Origin of the sequence: Alteromonas pelagimontana (genome assembly GCF_002499975.2) — a bacterium.
Lineage (GTDB): Bacteria > Pseudomonadota > Gammaproteobacteria > Enterobacterales > Alteromonadaceae > Alteromonas > Alteromonas pelagimontana.
In genome coordinates, this window is sequence record NZ_CP052766.1 from 3,989,184 (window position 1) to 4,008,856 (window position 19,673).

The 19,673-nt window shown below is 46.2% G+C and carries 14 protein-coding genes; 13 read left to right on the top strand and 1 reads right to left on the bottom strand.

What is annotated here, in order from left to right; translation table 11 throughout:
- Positions 1-183: 183 nt before the first annotated feature.
- The 13 genes from malQ (at position 184) to CA267_RS17660 (ending at position 18,517) form a co-directional block, all read left to right on the top strand.
- Positions 184-2,391, top strand: a complete 2,208-nt coding sequence (gene malQ, locus CA267_RS17600) for a 4-alpha-glucanotransferase (RefSeq protein WP_075609577.1) — start codon at positions 184-186, stop codon at positions 2,389-2,391.
- A 69-nt stretch (positions 2,392-2,460) separates the two neighbouring features.
- Complete coding sequence (gene glgB, locus CA267_RS17605) at positions 2,461-4,641, top strand: 1,4-alpha-glucan branching protein GlgB (RefSeq protein WP_075609576.1); 2,181 nt, start codon at positions 2,461-2,463, stop codon at positions 4,639-4,641.
- Positions 4,642-4,649: 8 nt separating this feature from the next.
- A complete protein-coding gene (gene glgX, locus CA267_RS17610; RefSeq protein ID WP_075609575.1) occupies positions 4,650-6,740 on the top strand; it encodes a glycogen debranching protein GlgX in 2,091 nt (696 codons plus the stop codon).
- A gap of 142 nt (positions 6,741-6,882) precedes the next feature.
- On the top strand, positions 6,883-8,433 hold the full coding sequence (gndA, locus tag CA267_RS17615; RefSeq protein WP_075609574.1) for an NADP-dependent phosphogluconate dehydrogenase: 1,551 nt from the start codon (positions 6,883-6,885) through the stop codon (positions 8,431-8,433).
- A gap of 21 nt (positions 8,434-8,454) precedes the next feature.
- Positions 8,455-8,856 carry a peptide-methionine (R)-S-oxide reductase MsrB gene (gene msrB / locus CA267_RS17620; protein ID WP_075609573.1) on the top strand — a complete coding sequence of 134 codons (402 nt, stop codon included), beginning with the start codon at positions 8,455-8,457 and terminating at the stop codon, positions 8,854-8,856.
- 785 nt (positions 8,857-9,641) lie between these two features.
- Positions 9,642-11,087, top strand: coding sequence for a glyceraldehyde-3-phosphate dehydrogenase (locus CA267_RS17625; RefSeq protein WP_075609572.1), 1,446 nt, complete (start codon positions 9,642-9,644; stop codon positions 11,085-11,087).
- Positions 11,088-11,226: 139 nt separating this feature from the next.
- On the top strand, positions 11,227-11,775 hold the full coding sequence (locus tag CA267_RS17630) for a TlpA family protein disulfide reductase (RefSeq protein ID WP_139316246.1): 549 nt from the start codon (positions 11,227-11,229) through the stop codon (positions 11,773-11,775).
- 96 nt (positions 11,776-11,871) lie between these two features.
- Entirely contained in the window at positions 11,872-12,999 is a 1,128-nt protein-coding gene (locus CA267_RS17635; protein WP_075609570.1) for a M14 family metallopeptidase, read from the top strand.
- Between the two features lie 56 nt (positions 13,000-13,055).
- Entirely contained in the window at positions 13,056-14,714 is a 1,659-nt protein-coding gene (locus tag CA267_RS17640; protein WP_075609569.1) for an alanine/glycine:cation symporter family protein, read from the top strand.
- A 162-nt stretch (positions 14,715-14,876) separates the two neighbouring features.
- Positions 14,877-15,206 (top strand): zinc ribbon domain-containing protein, encoded by a 330-nt coding sequence (locus CA267_RS17645; RefSeq protein ID WP_075609568.1) that lies wholly within the window; start codon positions 14,877-14,879, stop codon positions 15,204-15,206.
- Positions 15,203-15,493, top strand: coding sequence for a YeaC family protein (locus tag CA267_RS17650; protein ID WP_075609567.1), 291 nt, complete (start codon positions 15,203-15,205; stop codon positions 15,491-15,493). The genes CA267_RS17645 and CA267_RS17650 overlap by 4 nt, the downstream gene beginning before the upstream one ends.
- Positions 15,483-18,305 (top strand): DUF349 domain-containing protein, encoded by a 2,823-nt coding sequence (locus tag CA267_RS17655; RefSeq protein WP_075609566.1) that lies wholly within the window; start codon positions 15,483-15,485, stop codon positions 18,303-18,305. The genes CA267_RS17650 and CA267_RS17655 overlap by 11 nt, the downstream gene beginning before the upstream one ends.
- Positions 18,299-18,517, top strand: coding sequence for a hypothetical protein (locus CA267_RS17660; protein WP_075609565.1), 219 nt, complete (start codon positions 18,299-18,301; stop codon positions 18,515-18,517). Before CA267_RS17655 ends, CA267_RS17660 begins: the two co-directional genes overlap by 7 nt.
- A 319-nt stretch (positions 18,518-18,836) precedes the next feature.
- On the opposite strand, the gene CA267_RS17665 is transcribed toward CA267_RS17660, so the two are convergent.
- Positions 18,837-19,673 (bottom strand): DUF2797 domain-containing protein, encoded by an 837-nt coding sequence (locus CA267_RS17665; RefSeq protein WP_075609564.1) that lies wholly within the window; start codon positions 19,671-19,673, stop codon positions 18,837-18,839.

Genomic DNA, 19,673 nt, shown 5'->3' on the forward strand with positions numbered 1-19,673 from the left:
AATGGCATAATTGGCAAAGCAAATGCAAATTTTGTTGCAAAATTACAGAAGTGCATCTATGCAATCGTATTCAGTTTCTTTGATCCGTGACTTTAACTAATAATGTTAAAAATTTGTGCGTTGGCTAAATGTGCCTATAGTGGTAGCAAAAGCACAACGCGCTTCGAACAGGAATAAATTTACATGACAAATCACGTTCTGCAAAAGCTGGTTGAGATGCGTGGCATAGAAACTCACTATGTGGACGCATGGGGCAAACCCACAACCATCTCAGAGGCAAGTAAAGCCAAATTGTTAAACGTCTTGGGTTACGACACCAGCAGCGAAGAGGCCATACAAGCGCAACTCACTCAGGAGGCCAAAGATATATGGCAATCGCCTCTGAACCCAGTACAAGTTAATCGTGAAACTGACAACATTCAATTTACGGTACGTTTACCGATTGAATTGGTTAACGACAACTATACCGTCATTGTGACTGACGAAAGTGGCCAGGAGTTCCGTCATTCTTTCATTCCCGTGGACCAACAACTTATCAGCGCTGCCCAATTTGACGAGGTTGAATATCAGGAATACGCCGTGGCGTTTCCCCATCAGTTGCCTCTGGGCTACCACAATTTCGCGCTACACGTAGACGGCGACGCTCAATCTCTCGCTGATATGCGATTAATTGTAGCACCTCAGGCGTGTTACACACCGAAAGCGATAGAACAAGGCAAAAAAATCTGGGGTCTGAGTGTCCAGTTATACTGCTTGCGAAGCGAAAGCAACTGGGGTGTTGGTGATTTTTCCGATTTGGCGAAACTAATTCGTAAGTCAGCAGATGTCGGCGCTGAGTTTATCGGATTAAATCCTATTCATTCGCTTTATCCGGCCAATCCGGAAGCCTGTAGCCCTTACGGGCCTTCTTCTCGCCGTTGGTTAAATTATCTTTATTTAGATGTCTCCGCCATTGAAGGCTTTCGTGATGATTCGGTACAACGCATTGTTAATGATGATGATTTTCAACGTAAGCTGCAGCACGTGCGTGAAGTGGAGTACATTGATTATACTGGCGTAGCTGAACTGAAATTAAAGGCGTTAGCTGCCGTTTTTGAAGTTTATAATCACCAATTTCTTTCTAAAAACACAAAAGAGAATCGCGCGTTTAAAAAATTCGTCGACGAAGGCGGAGAAAGCCTCGACATGCTGGCGGTTTATGATGTTCTGCAAGAAAAGCTGAAATCTGAAGAGAAGCCTTCGTGGGGATGGCCAGTATTTCCAGACAATGTGAAGGAATACCATAAGCCAGACGTCGCTAAGTTTAAAAAAGCCAACAGTAAACGGGTAAAGTTTTATCAGTTTTTGCAATGGCAAGCTGCGCTTCAGTTAGCGCAAGCAAGCAAGGTGGCGGATGATGCAGGTATGGCTATCGGGCTGTATCGCGATCTGGCTGTGGGTGTGAGCGAAGGAAGTGCAGAAATTTGGGGTAATAAAGATCTTTACTGTGTGAACGCGAGTGTGGGTGCTCCGCCAGATGTTCTGGGGCCGTTAGGGCAGAACTGGGGCCTCCCGCCGATGGACCCGCACAAGCTATATGAGCAGCGTTACCAGCCTATTATCGATTTATTTTCCTCTAATATGGCGTCATCAGGTGCGTTACGTATTGATCACGTCATGGCGTTACTGCGTCTATGGTGGGTAGTGAAGGGCGATCACGCCCGTGATGGCGGCTACGTGTATTACCCCGTTGATGACTTGCTTGGCATCTTGGCGTTGGAAAGCCATCGTCATCAAAGTCTGGTAATTGGCGAAGACTTGGGAACTGTGCCAGAAGAGATCCGCAGTAAGTTGGCAGACAATGGCGTTTATTCCTATCGGGTATTCTTTTTTGAGCAAGCTGAAGATGGGGGATTTTTCTCACCGTCTCACTATCCCGTACAATCAATGTCCACGCTTACCACTCATGATATGCCAACGCTAATTGGCTTCTGGCACTGTTTGGATCTGCAGTTGGGGAAAGAGCTGGGGCTATATCCGACAGACGAAATCCTGTCGACGCTGTATGCTGATCGTCATGAGAACAAGCAGGCCATACTGGATTCCTTGCACGGGCACCACTCTGTGGGGGACGACGTCGGGCGCGACGTTAATCATACTGCTATGAGTCGAGCATTAAACATCGGAATGCAAACTCATATGGCAGGAGGCTCAAGTGCTCTGCTAAGTTTGCAACTGGAAGACTGGCTGGAAATGGATAAACCTGTGAACGTTCCCGGCACCTTTAACGAGTACCCCAATTGGCGACGCAAACTCAGTCAAAACCTTGAAGCTATATTCGATAACGAGGAAATCAGCCAGTTGGCCAGGACGCTGACAGAAAAACGTAAAAGTGCGAGCACCAATAAGTAAGTTTTACCGTAACAGGTATAACAGGAGGTCCGCAGTCAGGGTGACTGCGGTCTTTAACAGGAGTACTTCATGCAAATTGAGCAGCAACTGGCATGGGCTAAATGTGCACAGCCTTTTTCTACACTCGGTCCAACTTCAACGCCAGAAGGCCTGCAAATTACCGCATGGCTCCCCGGTGCAACCGCCGTTTCAGTAAGCCGTGTGGGCGAAGAGACAACGCTTTTTTCTCTTCAGCGGGTAAACGATAGCGATTTGTTCAGAGGAGTATCAACTCAACTGAAAGAAGACCAGCCGTATGAGCTGCTGGTTACGACGTCAGAGACCGAATACCGAGTTATCGATCCTTACCAGTTTCAGGAGGAAGCCTTTCACGCGGTGCACTTTATTGATCACGCGCCACAGAACCTTTATCAGCAAGCGGGCGCGCAACTTCTCAATTTGTCGGTTAATGATGGCGAAATAGAAGCCACTCGTTTTGCAGTGTTTGCCCCAAACGCATCAGCAGTATCGGTTATTGGTGATTTCAACCAGTGGGATGGACGCAAGCATCCGCTACAACGCACCGATATTGGTTTTTGGGTGTTGGTGGTTCCGGGAGTAAGTGCTGGAACACGATATAAGTATCAGATTAAAGATGCGTGGGGAAATGATCTGCCTCATAAAGCTGATCCCTTAGGTTACCACGCTGATCAGTATCCTTCGCATGCATCACGCGTGTTTGATCACAGTCGCTATCAATGGGAAGACGCGCAGTGGATGGAAGCCAGGAAAGCCGACAAATATCATCAGGCAATGAGTATTTATGAAGTTCATTTAGCTTCTTGGAAGCGGCCAGATCGAGAATCGGGAAAGCGATATCTGAGCTACAGAGATTTAGCTGCCGATCTTGTACCCTACGTTAAAGATATGGGGTACACCCACTTAGAGCTAATGCCGGTATCTGAATTTCCATTTGATGGGTCTTGGGGATATCAACCTGTAGGACTATTTGCTCCGACCAGCCGCTTTGGTGATCCCGATGAATTTAAATATTTTGTCGACAGTTGTCATCAGGCCGGAATCGGTGTGATTATTGATTGGGTGCCTGCACATTTTCCGGAAGATGGCCACGGTTTAGCGCGCTTCGATGGTAGCCACGTTTATGAATATGATGATCCCCGTCGTGGCTGGCATCCGGATTGGAATTCATGTATTTACGATTTCGGCAAGGGCACCGTTCGTCAGTTTCTCGTCGCCAATGCACTTTTCTGGCTGGATAAATTTCACATCGACGGATTGCGAGTAGACGCGGTCGCTTCAATGTTATATCTGGATTATTCGCGCAAACATAACGAATGGATCCCCAACATTCATGGCGGCAACGAAAACTTTGAAGCGATTAGCTTGTTGCGCTGGATGAATGAAGAAGTGTATCGGCAGTATCCTGATGCCATGACGATTGCGGAAGAATCAACGTCGTTTCCTAAAGTGTCACGACCCGTTCACGAAGGCGGCTTAGGGTTTGGCTTTAAGTGGAACATGGGATGGATGCACGATTCGTTGCGGTTCATTGCTAATGACCCTGCAAACCGGCGATATCACCATGGCGATATCACCTTCAGCATGATTTACGCTTACGATGAAAGCTTTGTGCTGCCGATTTCCCACGATGAAGTGGTGCATGGCAAAGGCAGTCTGATTGGTAAAATGCCGGGGGATGAGTGGCAACAAGCGGCAAATCTTCGTTGTTATGCCGGGTTTATGTATGGGCACCCGGGAAAAAAATTAAATTTCATGGGAAATGAGCTAGGTCAGACGAGAGAATGGAATCATGACTGTAGCCTCGATTGGCATTTATTGGCGTTTGATAAGCACAAGGGAATTCAGGCACTTTATAAGCAGCTGAACGATGTGTACAAAACGCTACCCGCGTTACACAGTTGTGATCACGAACCCGCCGGGTTTAGCTGGATTGATAGCGGAAATGCGGATCAGAGCGTACTTTCTTTTATCCGCCAGACCGCGGATGGCAGCCAGAAAGTCTACGTTATAAGCAATTTTACACCCACTCCGCGTTCAGATTTTAAACTGGGTGTCCAGGATAAAGGTAAATACAAGCTTGTACTGAATACGGATAGTCAGGTATTTTGGGGAAGTGAGTATCCCGTTGAACAGGTAGTGGAGGCGGTTGAGCAGTCTCATAACTATCGACCTTATTCCATTAAAATATCTTTACCGCCTCTCGCCACTATATATTTTATTCATGAATAGGAGATTGCGTGGACGCGCAGGTAGACTCAACGCAAAAAGTTCTTGTTAGCGCGGGTAATCCTCAGCCGCTGGGCGCTACACCCACTGATGAGGGATGTAACTTCGCCGTTTTCTGTCCTGATGCACGGGCAGTTATACTCTGCTTGTATCATGGCGATACCGAAGAACCCGTTAATGAAATACTCTTACCCGCGAAGTCCGGCGACATCTGGCATGGGTTTGTAGAAGATGTCGCTGATGGACAGTTGTATGGTTATCGGGTTGACAGAGGTGATGGCCAACTGCACAGCGCCCCGGCAGACAAATTACTTATTGATCCTTATGCAAAAAAGCTGAGTCGTCCCATTCAGTGGAACGCCCGGCAGTACGCGCACGATTCACAATTTATGGTACCTAAGAGTATGGTTGTGGACGGTACACGCTATCCGCCTTCTACGATTAAAAAGCCAGCACTCCCCCGTCACCGAAGGATTATCTATGAGGCACATGTTAAAGGCTTAACAAAGCTTCATCCTCTAGTTCCTGAAGAGGATCAAGGTAAATATTTGGGGGCATGCCATCCTGCCGTCATCAGTCACATTAAAGCATTGGGCGCAACCACAGTACAATTTATGCCACTGTGTTCTTTTATGCCTGAACCTTATATTACTGAAAAAGGGCTGACAAATTATTGGGGATATAATCCCATCAATTTTTTTGCGCCGGAACCTCGGTATGCGAAAGCCGATGCTTTGGCTGAAATTAAAGCTATGGTTGATGCATATCATCAAGAAGGGCTTGAAGTGATTGTTGACGTTGTCTTCAATCACACCGCAGAGGGAGGCAACGGCGGGCCAATCCTCTCCTATAAAGGGCTATGTCCTTATCAGGCTTACTTAATGGAGCAAACTGCCAGCGGCGAGTTGGTATTTAGCAATCATTCAGGTTGCGGCAACACGATTCACTCAGCGCAGCCGACGATGATGACATTGATTTTAGACGCGCTGCGGTATTGGGTAAAGGTCATCGGCGTAGACGGCTTTCGTTTCGATCTGGCAGTTTGCCTGGGCCGGGATCCTCAGCATTTTTCACAAAATGCCGGTTTACTACGCGCTATCAGACAAGATCCTGCGTTGAAAAATAGTATCTTGATCGCAGAACCCTGGGACATTGGCCCTGGCGGCTATCAGCTCGGAAACTTTCCATCAAGCTGGTTAGAAGTAAATGATAAATTTCGCGATACTGTACGTGCATATTGGCGCGGCGACCATGGTATGACAGCAGAATTTGCTACACGTCTGATGGGATCCCGAGATGTCTTTCACAAAGATAAGCGTCATATCAACACGTCCGTAAATAACATTACGTACCACGATGGTTTTACACTGCAAGATTTGGTGAGTTACGAACAGCGGCATAACGAAGCAAACGGTGAGAATAATCGCGACGGCCATGGCCATAATGTTTCCTGCAATTATGGTGAAGAAGGGGACACTACGAATGCTGGGATCATCTCCTTGCGAGAACGGCAAAAAAGGAACCTCTTCACTACCTTGATTTTATCGCAAGGAACACCACATATTCTTGGAGGAGATGAACTAAGTCGCACCCAAAAGGGTAACAACAACGCCTACTGCCAAGACAATGAAATGAACTGGTTTGACTGGACGTTGAATAAACGAAAGCAAGATTTCCTTACGTTTTGTAGTTATGTTGTTGCGTTACGGCAAAGCAGCGAATTGTTATCTCATCTGCTACTGGAGGACGATAATTTTCAGCGCGAAACGAATGTGGCTGCGATTCGATGGTTTAAGCCTGATGGCAGCAGTAAAGTTTCGAAGGATTGGCAGGACGCCGATAATCAAGCTTTTGGAGCGGAAATTCGAGGCCGATCGAAAGATAATGAACCGCCGGAACACTGGTTTATGTGCTTTAATTCCAGCGATAACGATGTGCGGTTTAATTTACCCAGTTTGTCTCCCCATGGTGGCTGGACGTTACACTTAGATACACGATATGCGTCTATTAATGATCAACCCAATATATGTATTCAGCGCGTATTTTTACAGGCTGGGCGGAGCTTAGCGATTTTTAGTTACTCGGAATTGCAGAGTAACTGACATGATTGGGCCGGACGCCATTCGTAAAAGCCAGGTTACGCGGATCACACCTGCGCTTTTGTTTTAGAAGGGTATCGCGTAACAGTATTTATACAGAACGGATGGTAAGATCCGTACTCATCCGAAACTTAAGGTAAAATCCATGCAAAAAGAAGATGGAAAGCAGAAGAACGAATTGGACTGTAACATTGGTTTTATCGGGTTGGGTGTAATGGGAGCAAATCTCACGCTCAACTTGGCAGATCACGGTTACCGGGTAGCCTGTTTCGACTTAGATCAATCTAAGGTTGATGCCATTGTAGCGAAAGATGCGGATGAACGCGGGGATGCAGAGGCGCGAATCACCGGGTGTAGTTCTTATACCGAACTTCTCAACAAGGTAAAGTCTCCGCGCCTAATTATCCTCTCCGTGCCTGCGGGAGATCCGGTCGATAATGTGTGCCAGCATCTGATTGATGCGGGTGTTCATGCTGATGACATCGTGGTTGATACCGGCAATAGCTTATGGACAGACTCTGTAGCTCGGGAAGAGAAGTACAAAAGCAAGTTTATCTTTTTTACTACCGCGGTCTCTGGGGGGGAAGTTGGTGCGCGGTTTGGTCCTTCTCTTATGCCTTCAGGTAATCCTTACGCGTGGACCAGAATTGAGCCGGTACTAAAAGCGATTGCAGCCAAAGTGGATCCTGAAACTGGCAAGCCTCTCGAATCTCTTATTCCGGGTAAGCCTGTGTTAGACGGCGAACCTTGTGCGACTTATATTGGTCCCAACGGTGCGGGACATTATGTAAAAATGGTTCACAACGGCATCGAGTACGCGGATATGCAGCTTATTTGTGAAACCTATCAGGCTATGCGCACTGCGCTACATATGGCGCCCGCAGAAATTGCCGAAGTATTCCGCCGCTGGAACGAAGGCAAGTTGAATAGTTATCTCATTGAAATCAGCGCCGAAGTTCTTGAGCAAATGGATCCTGAGACGTCTCAGCCTCTCGTCGACGTCATTCTAGACCAAGCTGGCCAGAAAGGTACTGGGCTATGGACAGCAGTAAGCGCGTTGCAAGTGGGAAGTCCTGCACAAACTATTACTTCCGCAGTATTTGCCAGAAGTCTGTCAAGCTTAAAAGATGAGCGGGTTCAGGCCAGCAAAATATTAAAGGGGCCGAATGCGCCAGTATTGAGCGACGAACAAAAATTAGCGGCAGTAAACAAGCTGGAACAGGCTTTATACTGCTCTAAAATCTGCGCGTATGCTCAAGGTTTTCAACTGATGAGTCTTGCGGCGAAAGAACACGGGTGGGATTTGCAATTTGGAGATATAGCCAAGATATGGCGCGCCGGCTGCATCATTCGTGCGGAGTTTCTGCAGTCTATTGCGCGGGCTTATGAGAACAATGAGAGCCTGCCTAACCTTCTCATGGACCCATTCTTTGCTGATCAAATTACGCAATACCAGCTGGATTGGCGTGAATCTATCTCGCAGGCCAGCCTGGCAGGAATACCTTGTCCGGCAATGATGTCAGCCTTAAGTTACTATGATTCTTATCGCACGGCAGTGTTGCCAGCTAACCTGCTGCAAGGGCAGCGAGATTATTTTGGCGCACATACGTATCAACGGGTAGATAAACCCGCGAGCAAGCGGTTCCATTTAGAATGGAGTGATCCAGCCAGACCACAGGTAGCTATTAAACGTTAATCGACTTGAGGGGATGATGTCATGAGTAACAACGACGACTGGCAGAGTAAGCTGACAGAAGAAGAATTTCGGGTTACTCGTCAGGCCGGAACAGAGCGACCTTTTACGGGTATTTTGCTGAACGAAGCGCGTAGCGGTGAGTATTTGTGTAAATGTTGTGGTGCCGTGCTTTTTGAAGCATCTACCAAGTTCGATGCCGGTTGTGGTTGGCCTTCTTTTTACGATCAGACAGACAGTGAAAACGTCGGTTTTCGTGAAGATGTTAGTCATGGTATGCATCGCACTGAGATCTACTGTAAACAGTGCAACGCACATTTGGGCCATGTCTTTCCCGACGGACCTGAACCTACGGGGCAACGATATTGCGTAAACTCTGTTTCCTTGACTTTTGAATCTGATGACAAGGAAATAGTGAAAGGCTAATGGTAGGGGGGCGAGGCATTATTCCTTGTCTCGCTGTCTCCTGACCCGGTGGTTTCTGCACATTAATGCTTTTTAGCTAAGCTTACGCTCCATTCAAAACCCTCTCTAGAACGGCAATTGAATCCGCTGCTGACTGTTGCTTATACAGTTTTATAAAAAAATATATTTTTTTTATGAAAGAGAATTACAGAACAGCACCAGTTCTCATTTTCTCGGAGTCGCTGGATTTTAGCGCATATTTGAAGACGCTAAGGCTGTCAGACGATTACTTCCCATCCATTGATGCAACGTTCACCCGCCATTAATAAACGCACTTAACAACAGTTCAGCGGCATTTGGCAGGTAAGTGAGCGCCTTACACAAGGCGCCTGGTGCTGCTTTTCATCTTCTTAAACGACGGTTTTCCGGCTTCTAGTCTCTTATTTCCTTAACTTAAATTGCGCTAAGTGGCGCTGACGATGACAGTGGCTCGTACCACTCATCGATTCCTTCTTCTGAACACAACGCCTGCCTGATGTTAACGTTGGCATCGCGCTGCGATGGGACACCTCAGATTCATAACCGCGAAATCTGGTGTCATTTAATTTTGTAGAAAAATTACTAAATAATTACCGCCTCTACGTTTATATAGACTTTTTCTGAAATTAATCAACAATTTGGCGTTCTTCAATAGTTTAATTAGAATGCCCCTCGTCCATGCCAGACTAATAGAATCACCTTTGTACCCTCAAAAAAGAAGCTGGCATGGTCTCTTTTTCAGCACAAACGTATGATAAGGCGAAGGAATGAATCAACAGGTCGAACTGGAATTGCAAAGCAGTTGGCAGGAAAGACAAGATTATGCGGAAATGATGTTGCCGCTTATCGGTAAGCTATATCGCAATCATGCGGTAGAAATTTCTGTCTATGGTCGGTCACTTCTCAATGCCAGTGCCATTGATGTAATTAAGGCGCATCGAAAAGTCCGCTTGCACGAAGGAATTAAGCTGCGCTTGCGGGAAAGCTGGCCCATATTGCTAGCGCTAAGCGAAATGAAATTAGCACCTGCCCAAATAGATATTGGCAAACTGGCGTTTAATTTTTTTTATGGTACGGCTCTAGAAAAGCAAGACTTATCAGCCTATTTACGTGAGCAACTGTCAACCATTGTTGATAAATCTGACGATCAACAGCCTCAAGACATCGTGCTGTACGGTTTTGGCAGAATTGGGCGCTTACTGGCGAGGTTACTTATTGAGCGCCAAGGCAAAAATAACAAACTGCGGTTGCGAGCGATTGTGGTGCGTGGCGGTAAAGACGGCGATCTCGAAAAACGGGCAAGCTTACTGCGCCGGGACTCGGTTCACGGCCCTTTCAATGGCAGCATTACCGTCGACCAAGAACGGCAGGCTTTAAAAGCGAACGGCGCTTTTATTCAAATTATTTATGCCGATAGCCCTGACGACATTGACTATTCGCTTTACGGTATCAATGACGCGATTGTTGTAGATAATACCGGCGTCTGGCGCGACAGGACAGGGCTAGAGCGTCACCTTAGCGCTAAAGGGGCGGCAAAAGTATTGTTGACCGCACCGGGAAAAGACGACATAAAAAATATTGTTCACGGTGTAAATCATTATGATGTAATGCCCGAAGATACCATCCTTTCTGCTGCAAGTTGTACTACCAATGCTATTACGCCGGTGCTGCAAGCGTTGGACGAAGAATATGGAATTGAAGACGGTCATGTAGAAACTATCCATTCCTACACTAACGATCAAAATTTGATAGATAATTACCATAAAGGGGATCGTCGTGGACGAAGCGCCCCTTTAAATATGGTAATTGCAGAAACTGGTGCAGCAAAAGCCGTGGCGAAAGCCTATCCTAAGTTAGCCGGCAAATTATCCGGAAATGCGATCAGGGTACCCACCCCAAATGTGTCACTGGCTATTCTTAATCTGAATTTAGCTAATGCCACTGATCGCATAACTGTAAACAAATTTTTACGAAATACGGCTTTATTTTCGAAACTTCAAAATCAAATTGATTATACCGCAAGTAAGGAAATTGTCTCTACTGATATGGTAGGCTCGCGAGCGTCGGCAGTTGTTGATTCCCAAGCGACCATTGTCGCTGGCAAACGGCTAACGTTGTACGTGTGGTATGACAATGAGTTTGGCTATAGTTGCCAGGTAATGCGAGTGATTCGCGACATGGCAGGACTTTTATTCCCAACGTTACCTGCCTGATCCAAAGGCAGGCGTTTTTCAACCGGCTTTGCTTGCATTGCCGGTTTTTTTTATCTTTAAATAGTAATTTGGGGTAGGCTGTAGCGACTGGCGCAGGATTGCCATTCACAGTTGTTGAGGATCACAGAGGTAAGGTATTGTGACCGCTAAAAATAAAACGAGCCGAGGTACGCTACGGTGGGGCCGATGGGTTAGGGATGGGCTCATACTGGCGTTGCTGATGTTTTTTGCCTCGAAATGGCAGACAAAAGATATGTTAGATACCGACAGCAGCGTAGTCATTGCTCCTTTCAGTCTCCCCTTAGTCGATGGAGGAAGTCAGCGAATGGGTCCGGGTTCAGGAAAGGCTACGCTACTATACTTTTTTGCGCCCTGGTGCGAAATATGTAAAGCGAGCATCAGTAATCTTGAATATGTCGATAGCAAAAGATTTAACGTTTACCGCATTGCCCTTGATTATAAAAACGTTAACGAAGTAAAAGCCTTCAAAGCTTTATCGGATATCGAAGGTCCGATATTGTTGGGAGATGAAGGTTTAAAAGATACTTTTAAAGTGCAAGGGTATCCAACGTATTACCTGTTAAATGAAAAGTTTGTAATAAAGGCCAGTTCAATGGGTTACTCTTCGGCCGCCGGACTTAAAATGCGCACCTGGGTGACAGCACAGGAAGCCGAGCAGGTTGAATAAGCAGCATCTGTGTTACCGTTAATAGTAATATAGTGGCGCGTTGTGCTAAATTGTTGCGCAAAAAAAGATTATATGAATACCGGAGTCGACAGTAGCATGCATATTTCAAGTCAGTTTGATAGCGGGAATATCGAAGTTATTCGCGCAGAGTCGCCAGATGATATCGTTTTATCAATCCCGAAAGACAATCAGTCAGAATTTTATCAATGGTTTCATTTTCGTCTGTTCAGCGAGGCGTTTACCACTCACCGTATCGCCATCACTAACTTAGCAAAATCCGCTTATCCAAATGGCTGGAAAGACTATGACATCCTGGCTTCCTATAATCGCCAGGATTGGTTTCGTATTAAATGCCAATTTGACGGTGACAATCTCTCTTTCGACTTTACTCCTGAGCAACCCGCCGTCTATTTCGCTTACTTCATCCCTTATAGCTACGAACGTCACCTGGATTTAATACATGATGCACAGATGTCGTTGCTGTGTGAGCACCGCCTGCTCGGCCTCACTGTCGATGGTCGCGATATGTCAATGCTGGTAATTGGTGAAGAAGACCCCGGCAAGAAAAAGATATGGGTGACGGCCCGACAACATCCCGGTGAGACTATGGCGCAGTGGTGCGCTGAAGGGTTAATTTATCGGTTACTTGATGAACAGGATGGACTATCGCGGCATGTGTTAGAAAACGCGGTATTTTATATTGTACCTAATATGAATCCTGATGGTGGAGCCAGAGGGCACCTGCGCTGCAACGCGGTGGGTACCAATTTAAACCGTGAATGGGCAGCACCTTCTAAGGAAAAAAGTCCTGAAGTCTGGTGTGTGTTGGAAGCTATGAACGCGGTTGGGGTAGATATGTATCTCGATTTACATGGTGATGAAGCATTGCCTTACAACTTTGTTGCGGGTAGCGAGGGGATCCCCGCTTATTCAGAACGTCTCAAAGAATTGGAAAACAAGTTTAAAGATGCGTTACTTACTGCAACACCTGAATTTCAGGATGTTCACGGATACGCGAAAGATGAACCTGGCAAAGCGAACCTTACCGTTGCCTCTAATGCTGTCGGTAATAAGTTTGATTGTCTGGCGTACACGTTGGAAATGCCATTTAAAGATAATAAAGATTTACCTGACCCGGTATACGGCTGGTCGGTGCAGCGCTGTAAACAGTTAGGGGAAGATTTACTTATTGCGGTGCGAGCAGTCGCATCTCAGTTGCGATAATAATAAATGTGCTAATAAAGCCATAATAAAAACAACAATCAATTGAGGGGAACACTTTGGAAGGCTTGTACAACTTTTTAGTGTCATTGGATGGCATGCTTGGGGGAGCGGATTGGTTTCCCTTCGTGTTGCTAGGTGTTGGTCTTTTTTTTACTATTTACCTGAAATTTCCGCAGATACGTTTTTTCAAGCATGCGTGGCTGGTGGTGACAGGAAAGTATGATAGCGACAGCGATCCTGGCGATACCACCCACTTTCGCGCCTTAACTACCGCGCTTTCCGGGACCGTTGGCACAGGAAATATAAGTGGCGTCGCTTTCGCCATATTTTTAGGCGGTCCTGCGGCTTTATTTTGGATGTGGGCAACGGCGTTTTTGGGAATGACCACCAAGTTTGTGGAAGTAACGCTCTCTCACAAATATCGCGTGCAAACCGAAGATGGCACCATGGCTGGCGGACCTATGTATTATATGGATCGGCGCCTGAACATGAAATGGTTGGCAATCGCCTTTGCAATTGCTACCGTAATCAGTTCCTTCGGAACCGGGAATTTGCCTCAGAGCAACGGCATAGCGCAGAGCATTGAAGCCACTTTTGGCTTTGATCCCCTCATTGTAGGAAGTGTACTGGGTATTCTGCTAGCACTGGTTATTCTTGGCGGAATCCATCGTATTGCAGCAGTTACGGCGAAGGTGGTTCCGCTTATGGCTGTTATTTATCTAATAGGTGCACTGGCCGTTATTTTTGCAAATCTGGAAAACATCGGTCCAGCCTTTATGGCTGTAATTGGTGATGCTTTTAGTGGCTCAGCTGCTGCGGGTGGTTTCTTGGGTGCGTCACTGGCTTATGCTTTCAATCGAGGCGTAAATCGTGGGCTCTTTTCCAATGAGGCCGGGCAGGGCTCAGCGCCTATTGCTCACGCTGCAGCAAAGACTAAAGAACCCACGTCAGAAGGAATGGTATCCCTACTGGAGCCATTTATTGATACGATTATTATTTGTACCATTACCGGATTAGTTATTTTATCTTCCGGCGTATGGAAAGAAAAGCACCAGAACGTGTTTGATCGTTCCGACATGTACTTTGTTGCTGGACAATATGACGACAAAAATGCCGAGGATATCAACAAGCTTTACCGTTTTATTAATGGTGTTGACGGGGCTGCCATTGCTCCGTATACAGGCCCTGTATCGGTGGTTAACGGCACGGCAGTAAGCGGCGGGTTTACACTTCTGAACGCTCGTTCTGTTGCCGAAGAGGTTAATTATAGTGTGGGAGGCGATGAAGCTTACACCGGTACGTTGCAAATAAATGAAGGTAAGCCGGTTAAGGAAAATATTCAAATCAGCGGTAAATCTCTGGTTCATTCAGCAGCACTGACCACCATTGCATTTACCCGAGGCTTCTTTGGTGATTTTGGCAAATATATTGTTTCCATAGGGTTAATGTTGTTTGCTTTCTCCACGGCCATTGCTTGGTCTTACTACGGCGACCGGGCAATGACTTATCTATTGGGGCCTCGTTCGGTGATGCCCTACAGAGTGATTTATGTGGCTGGTTTTATCTGGGCGTCATTTTCAGATACCACGCTTGTGTGGGCGCTTTCCGCCGTGGCTATCGTCGTCATGACATTACCCAATCTTTTTGGAATAATGATGTTAAGCAAAGAAATGAAACAAACTGTCAACGAATACTGGAGTAAAGTAAACAAGTAATCGACGGCTTCGATGTTAGCGTGATTATGAGGTAATTTATCTAATCACGCTTTTCCTTAGTGGCGGTTCTGGCGTGTATTCTTAGTTATTGAACGTATAATAGCTCTGGCTTAAACATTGTGCCCGTTTAACGCAGAGAGTTAAAATATACAGGAGCATTTAATGGCATTGATTGATTGTCCCTCGTGCAACAAAAAGATTTCTGATAAAGCCGCAGTTTGCCCGCACTGTAATTTTGCAGTAGGCGATGCCTCTTCTGAAGATATCTTGCGTAAGCAGCAAATGCAGCGTTACAAAAAGCTGCACAGCATTCAGAACCAGTCGATGATCGCAATGTTGTTGTTCATCGCAGGTTTCGGATTTATGTACTGGGGCGGCACCAAACCTGGAGATTTACAACATAATTTAGCTATTCTTGCCTCGGTGGTGGGTTTTATATGGTATGTTGTGAATCGCGTAAGAATACTCATAATTAAACGATTTTCTTCATGAGCATAGAAAGATTACTTGCAGGTATGACGCCGGAGGTCTACGACCGTCTGCGTCAAGCTGTAGAAACTGGAAAATGGCCTGATGGCACGCCTTTATCAGAAGCGCAGCGTGCCAGTTCGATGCAGGCGGTTTTGTTGTATCAGTCAAAAGTGGAAAAATCATCTGAACACATGACCGTTAACGAACGCGGTGAAATTGTGCATAAAAGTAAACGTGAATTTAAAGACGCGTTAGCCCAAGATGGTGATGAAAACACAATAGCCCGGTTTAAGCAGGATGATATTTAGTCGTATATTTTCACCATCGCACACCAGTGCCAATCCCAAAGTTCGTCTTCAGGCTATTGCGAAGCTGTCTCCTGAAAAGCCCGCAGATAAATCGGTTTTACACGAGTTGGCTTTTAATGATGATAGCACCGAGGTTACGCTTGCGGCATTGGATAAACTGAATTCATTTGCGTTGTGGCAAAAAATGTCACAAATCGCCCGTGATCCAATTGTAAAGAAGCGGGCAGAGCAACATGTAGAATCTGCTATTCTCGAAGAAAATTCGAGACTATCTCTTCAGGAAAAACGAAACTACCTTTTACAGTCAGCTTCTCCAGGAATGTTGCGAAAAGTACTAATGCAAAAGGAAGCGCTGCATGATGACGCCGATCTTGTCATGCAATTGCTGAACAAAATCAACAAAAGTGATTTTTTGCAGCAATATTTTCTAACCTATGCCAGTGCTGGGTTAAAGCAGAGGATAATCGCCACTGTTGATGATATTGATTTTCTGCAAAAGCTGCAGCGAAAAGAGCAAGATTCTAACGTTATAGCGTTAATTGAACAGCGTATCGCGCATCTTCAGGCGCTTGTGCAAAAGCCGCAGATTGTTGAACGAGACACTACCTTAGTATTGTCAAAGATGCAGGCGTTAACGGAAAAAATGAATTTTCCTGAAGTTAAAAGCCGGCACGCGCAATTGACGCAGGATTATCAGCAATTAGCAGAGGATTTTAGTTTTCTTGATAACCTTGTTGCCGACAATTTTCGTGACAAATATCGCCGGATTTCAGCAGCAATTGAACGCCATAGCGAACGTTTGCGTCCCCGTTGGGAAGCTGAAGAAGCAAAACGTGTAGCCCAGCAGCGTTTGCAGGAAGCGCAAGAAGCTAGGGCGGCGGCACAAGATAACGTAAATTGCTTGTTTAATGAAAGACTGAGCGACGCTACCATTGCTGATGTTGAAACAGCAAACGCCAGTGTTCGTAACTTCGAAAGGGCCCTATCTGGGATTTCTGCATCTGATGTCGATCGTGCTGAAATCGTGAAACTGTCTGAGGTCGTAGCCTCCTTGCTAGGAAAGATGGATAATTTTTCTGCGCAACAGCAAGCCGGCATTCGATTAAAACAGATTTTAGATACCGCAAAAGAATTGCCGCAAGCCGCGCAAGCGTCTGAGGATGACTGGCAGCAGTGGCGTGCCTTGGAAACAAGATGGAAAGAGACGTGTAGCGTGCTGCTCCACCTGCCTGAACAATGGCAAAATGAATGGCGAGAAATCCAGAGTTCCTGGCAAAGTGTTGTAAAGGAGCAGCAGGCGGAGCAAGAGCAAGACCTGAGAATCTGCCGCAAACAGCTAAGTATCATAAACAACTTGATTGACAATGGCCGTTTTCGTGTAGCTATGGGTAAGTTTAATCAACTGGCAGAAAATTTTGCCGCTTTACCCGCATCAGCACAAAGTTCGCTTTCCCGGCGTTTTGAGCAAACTAAAGAACAAATCGAAAGGTTGGAAGGTTGGCAAAACTATATTGCCAAACCGCGTAAGCCTGCGCTTCTCGCTCAGGCTGAAGCTCTTGCTGACGCTGTGCCTGAAGATGTTCATGCGCGAGCGGAAAATATAAAGTTACTACGCCAACAATGGCAATCGCTGGGAAGTACCGGCGACGATGGAGATGAAAAACTCAATCTTCAGTTTGATGAAAATCTAGAAAAGGCATTTGTTCCCTGTCGCGAGTATTTTGCTAAACAAGACGAACTTCGTGAGCAGGCTAAAACTCAGCGAATAGCGTTAATTGAATATCTTGAATCCTTGGCCGAGGACTCTTCTGAAGCAGAGCTACACCGATCACTGGAAAGTGCTAAAAAACAGTGGCGCAGTGCAGGGCAGGTTGACCGGCAAACTTATGAAAAGTTACGTAAGCGTTGGGAATCCGCGTTGGCTCCTCACGCAGATCGTATTGCAGCGTGGCATCAACAAAATAAGCAGAAAAAACAGGCGTTGATAGAGAAGGTTAAAGTGTTGCTCGAAAGCAACAGCCTTGATCATGCCGGTGAACAGGCGCGTTTATATCAGGAAGCATGGAAGGACGTTGCTTCTGCAGGGCGGCGCCATGAAGCTAAGCTGTGGCGGGCGTTTAAAGAGCTTAACGACGCTCTGTTTACTAAGCTTAAACAAGAGCGGCAAGCAAAGAATAATGCGATATCCGATTCTGTCGCATCATTGGCTGAAAAGGTGGATTTGTTAAAAGGAAAGCTACCAACGCAACCAGTAAGCGAAAGCGAAGCGCAATTAGCGCAATTGGAAGCTCAAGCCAGAGAACATTCCGGGAAGGTCAGCTATCAGTTGAACGCGCAACTGCGTCAGGTTTCTCAGCAAATCGAGGCCGTAAGGCAGGAGCAAGAGTTAGAGCAAAAATTTGCACGCCTGGATGCGCTACTGGAGGCGCTGGAACACTGGCAGCAGCCACAGAATGCGGCAGAGCAAATTCCGCAAGATTGTTATCAGCGCCTCGACAAACGATGGCAGCAGGCATTTCTGATGCAGAATACGCCTTCGCACAACCGCGCCTGGTTAACTACCATGTTGGAGGTGACTTTGGGCGTGGTTTCACCACAAAGTGCTGCGTCGCAACGTCAGGATGTTCAGTTAGCGTTGATGACGGCTAAGTTGGAAAAAGGTGAGAGCACTCGTGCTGAGGATGTTATAGAAGCGTGGTTGTCTCATGGTCCAGTCAAAGCAGATGAAAAACCTTTGCTTGAACGCTTTCGCTTAGCAGTAACAGCTTATCAGGAATTGGTGGTACAAGAAAAAGGAGAGCAGGGATGGTAGTTCAAACTCAATATCGCTTTGCCTCTGAAAAAATGGCTTATCGTTTCTTAAATACGGCAAGCCATTTTAACGCTGAGCAGCTTATCGTTAAGTATGGGCGAAATAATCGTCATGTATTAGTGAAGTATCAGTATGCAGAGGGTACCTTTGACAGCACCGCCTCTGAACTTGACGATTTAGCCCGGGAGCTGGAAGGCGAAGAAGTACGGTAACGGTATATCAGCAGTAATAATTGCTCTCTCAGCAAGGGTGGAAAGGGTCCTTGCCCAGACACTTAAGTGAAGCACAGCATTGCTCTTTAAATTGTAAGTAAGCCAAAGTCATACCGCTTTTCAAACTGGCTTAAAGCGGCTAATGGTTGTCGGTTCAGCTACTTGAAAAAATACTCGACTGAAGTACAGCGGCGTCTTTTTCAGCCTTTGAACGGCGCCAGCTGCGTTCGCTTTAGCCCCACTAAACCTTCATGAAACTGGCTTGTCAAAAGTTAAAAAATATTCGCGCTGAGTGAGCGCACATCAACGTCGATTAGTATTACACTGCGATCTCGATTTCGTATCCTGAATATTTGCGCATATTGATGACGCGATCACCGTCCAACATCCAGTACTGTCCTTTTATCCCTAGTAGCGCGCCGGAAAACTGCGGAGTTTTATCCAGATTAATGGATTTTACTTTTTGAGGGTAAGTAGTGACAGGATAATGAATATCATGTACCACATCTTTCACTTCGGCGATTGCCTGCAGGCCTTTTTCTTCTTGAAGTGCTTGTAAAGGGGCGGAGATTTTTTCCAGAATTGTATTTTTGGTGTGGATCAGGTCTTGTTTCTCAGGCTCGCCTGTTAACATCTTCCGCCAATTTGTTTTGTCGGCAATATGACTTTTACATAGCGTCTCGACCAGGCCGCTGGTAAGTCTGTCTGGCACTCTCATCACAACTGTTGCCTGTGTCGCCCCCTGATCAATCCATCGAGATGAAATTCCTTCGCCGATGTGACGCGTAATTCCTACTTTAAGTGAGCCAGTGTTGGCGATATATACAAAATGATCGCTCAAACAATGCGCCTCACCCCATTGCGGCTCGCGGCATGTGCCTTGGTCGTAGTGACATTTTTCTGGGCTGATAATGCAGCTATCGCATTGAGCCAGCGTGATCAGACAGCGATAGCAGTAACCTTGATTAAAGCTCTTCCTGGTTTTTCTCTCACAATTCAAGCATTTAATTGTGCCGCGATATTCTGCTGTAATAGTTTGACCGATAAGCGCGTTTACATCTAATAGTTCCTCACCTACTGGAAGATGATACTTTACCTGATTGCTGGAATCGGTACTTACTCGCATTTTACGTATAGTACCTGAATAATACTGCAT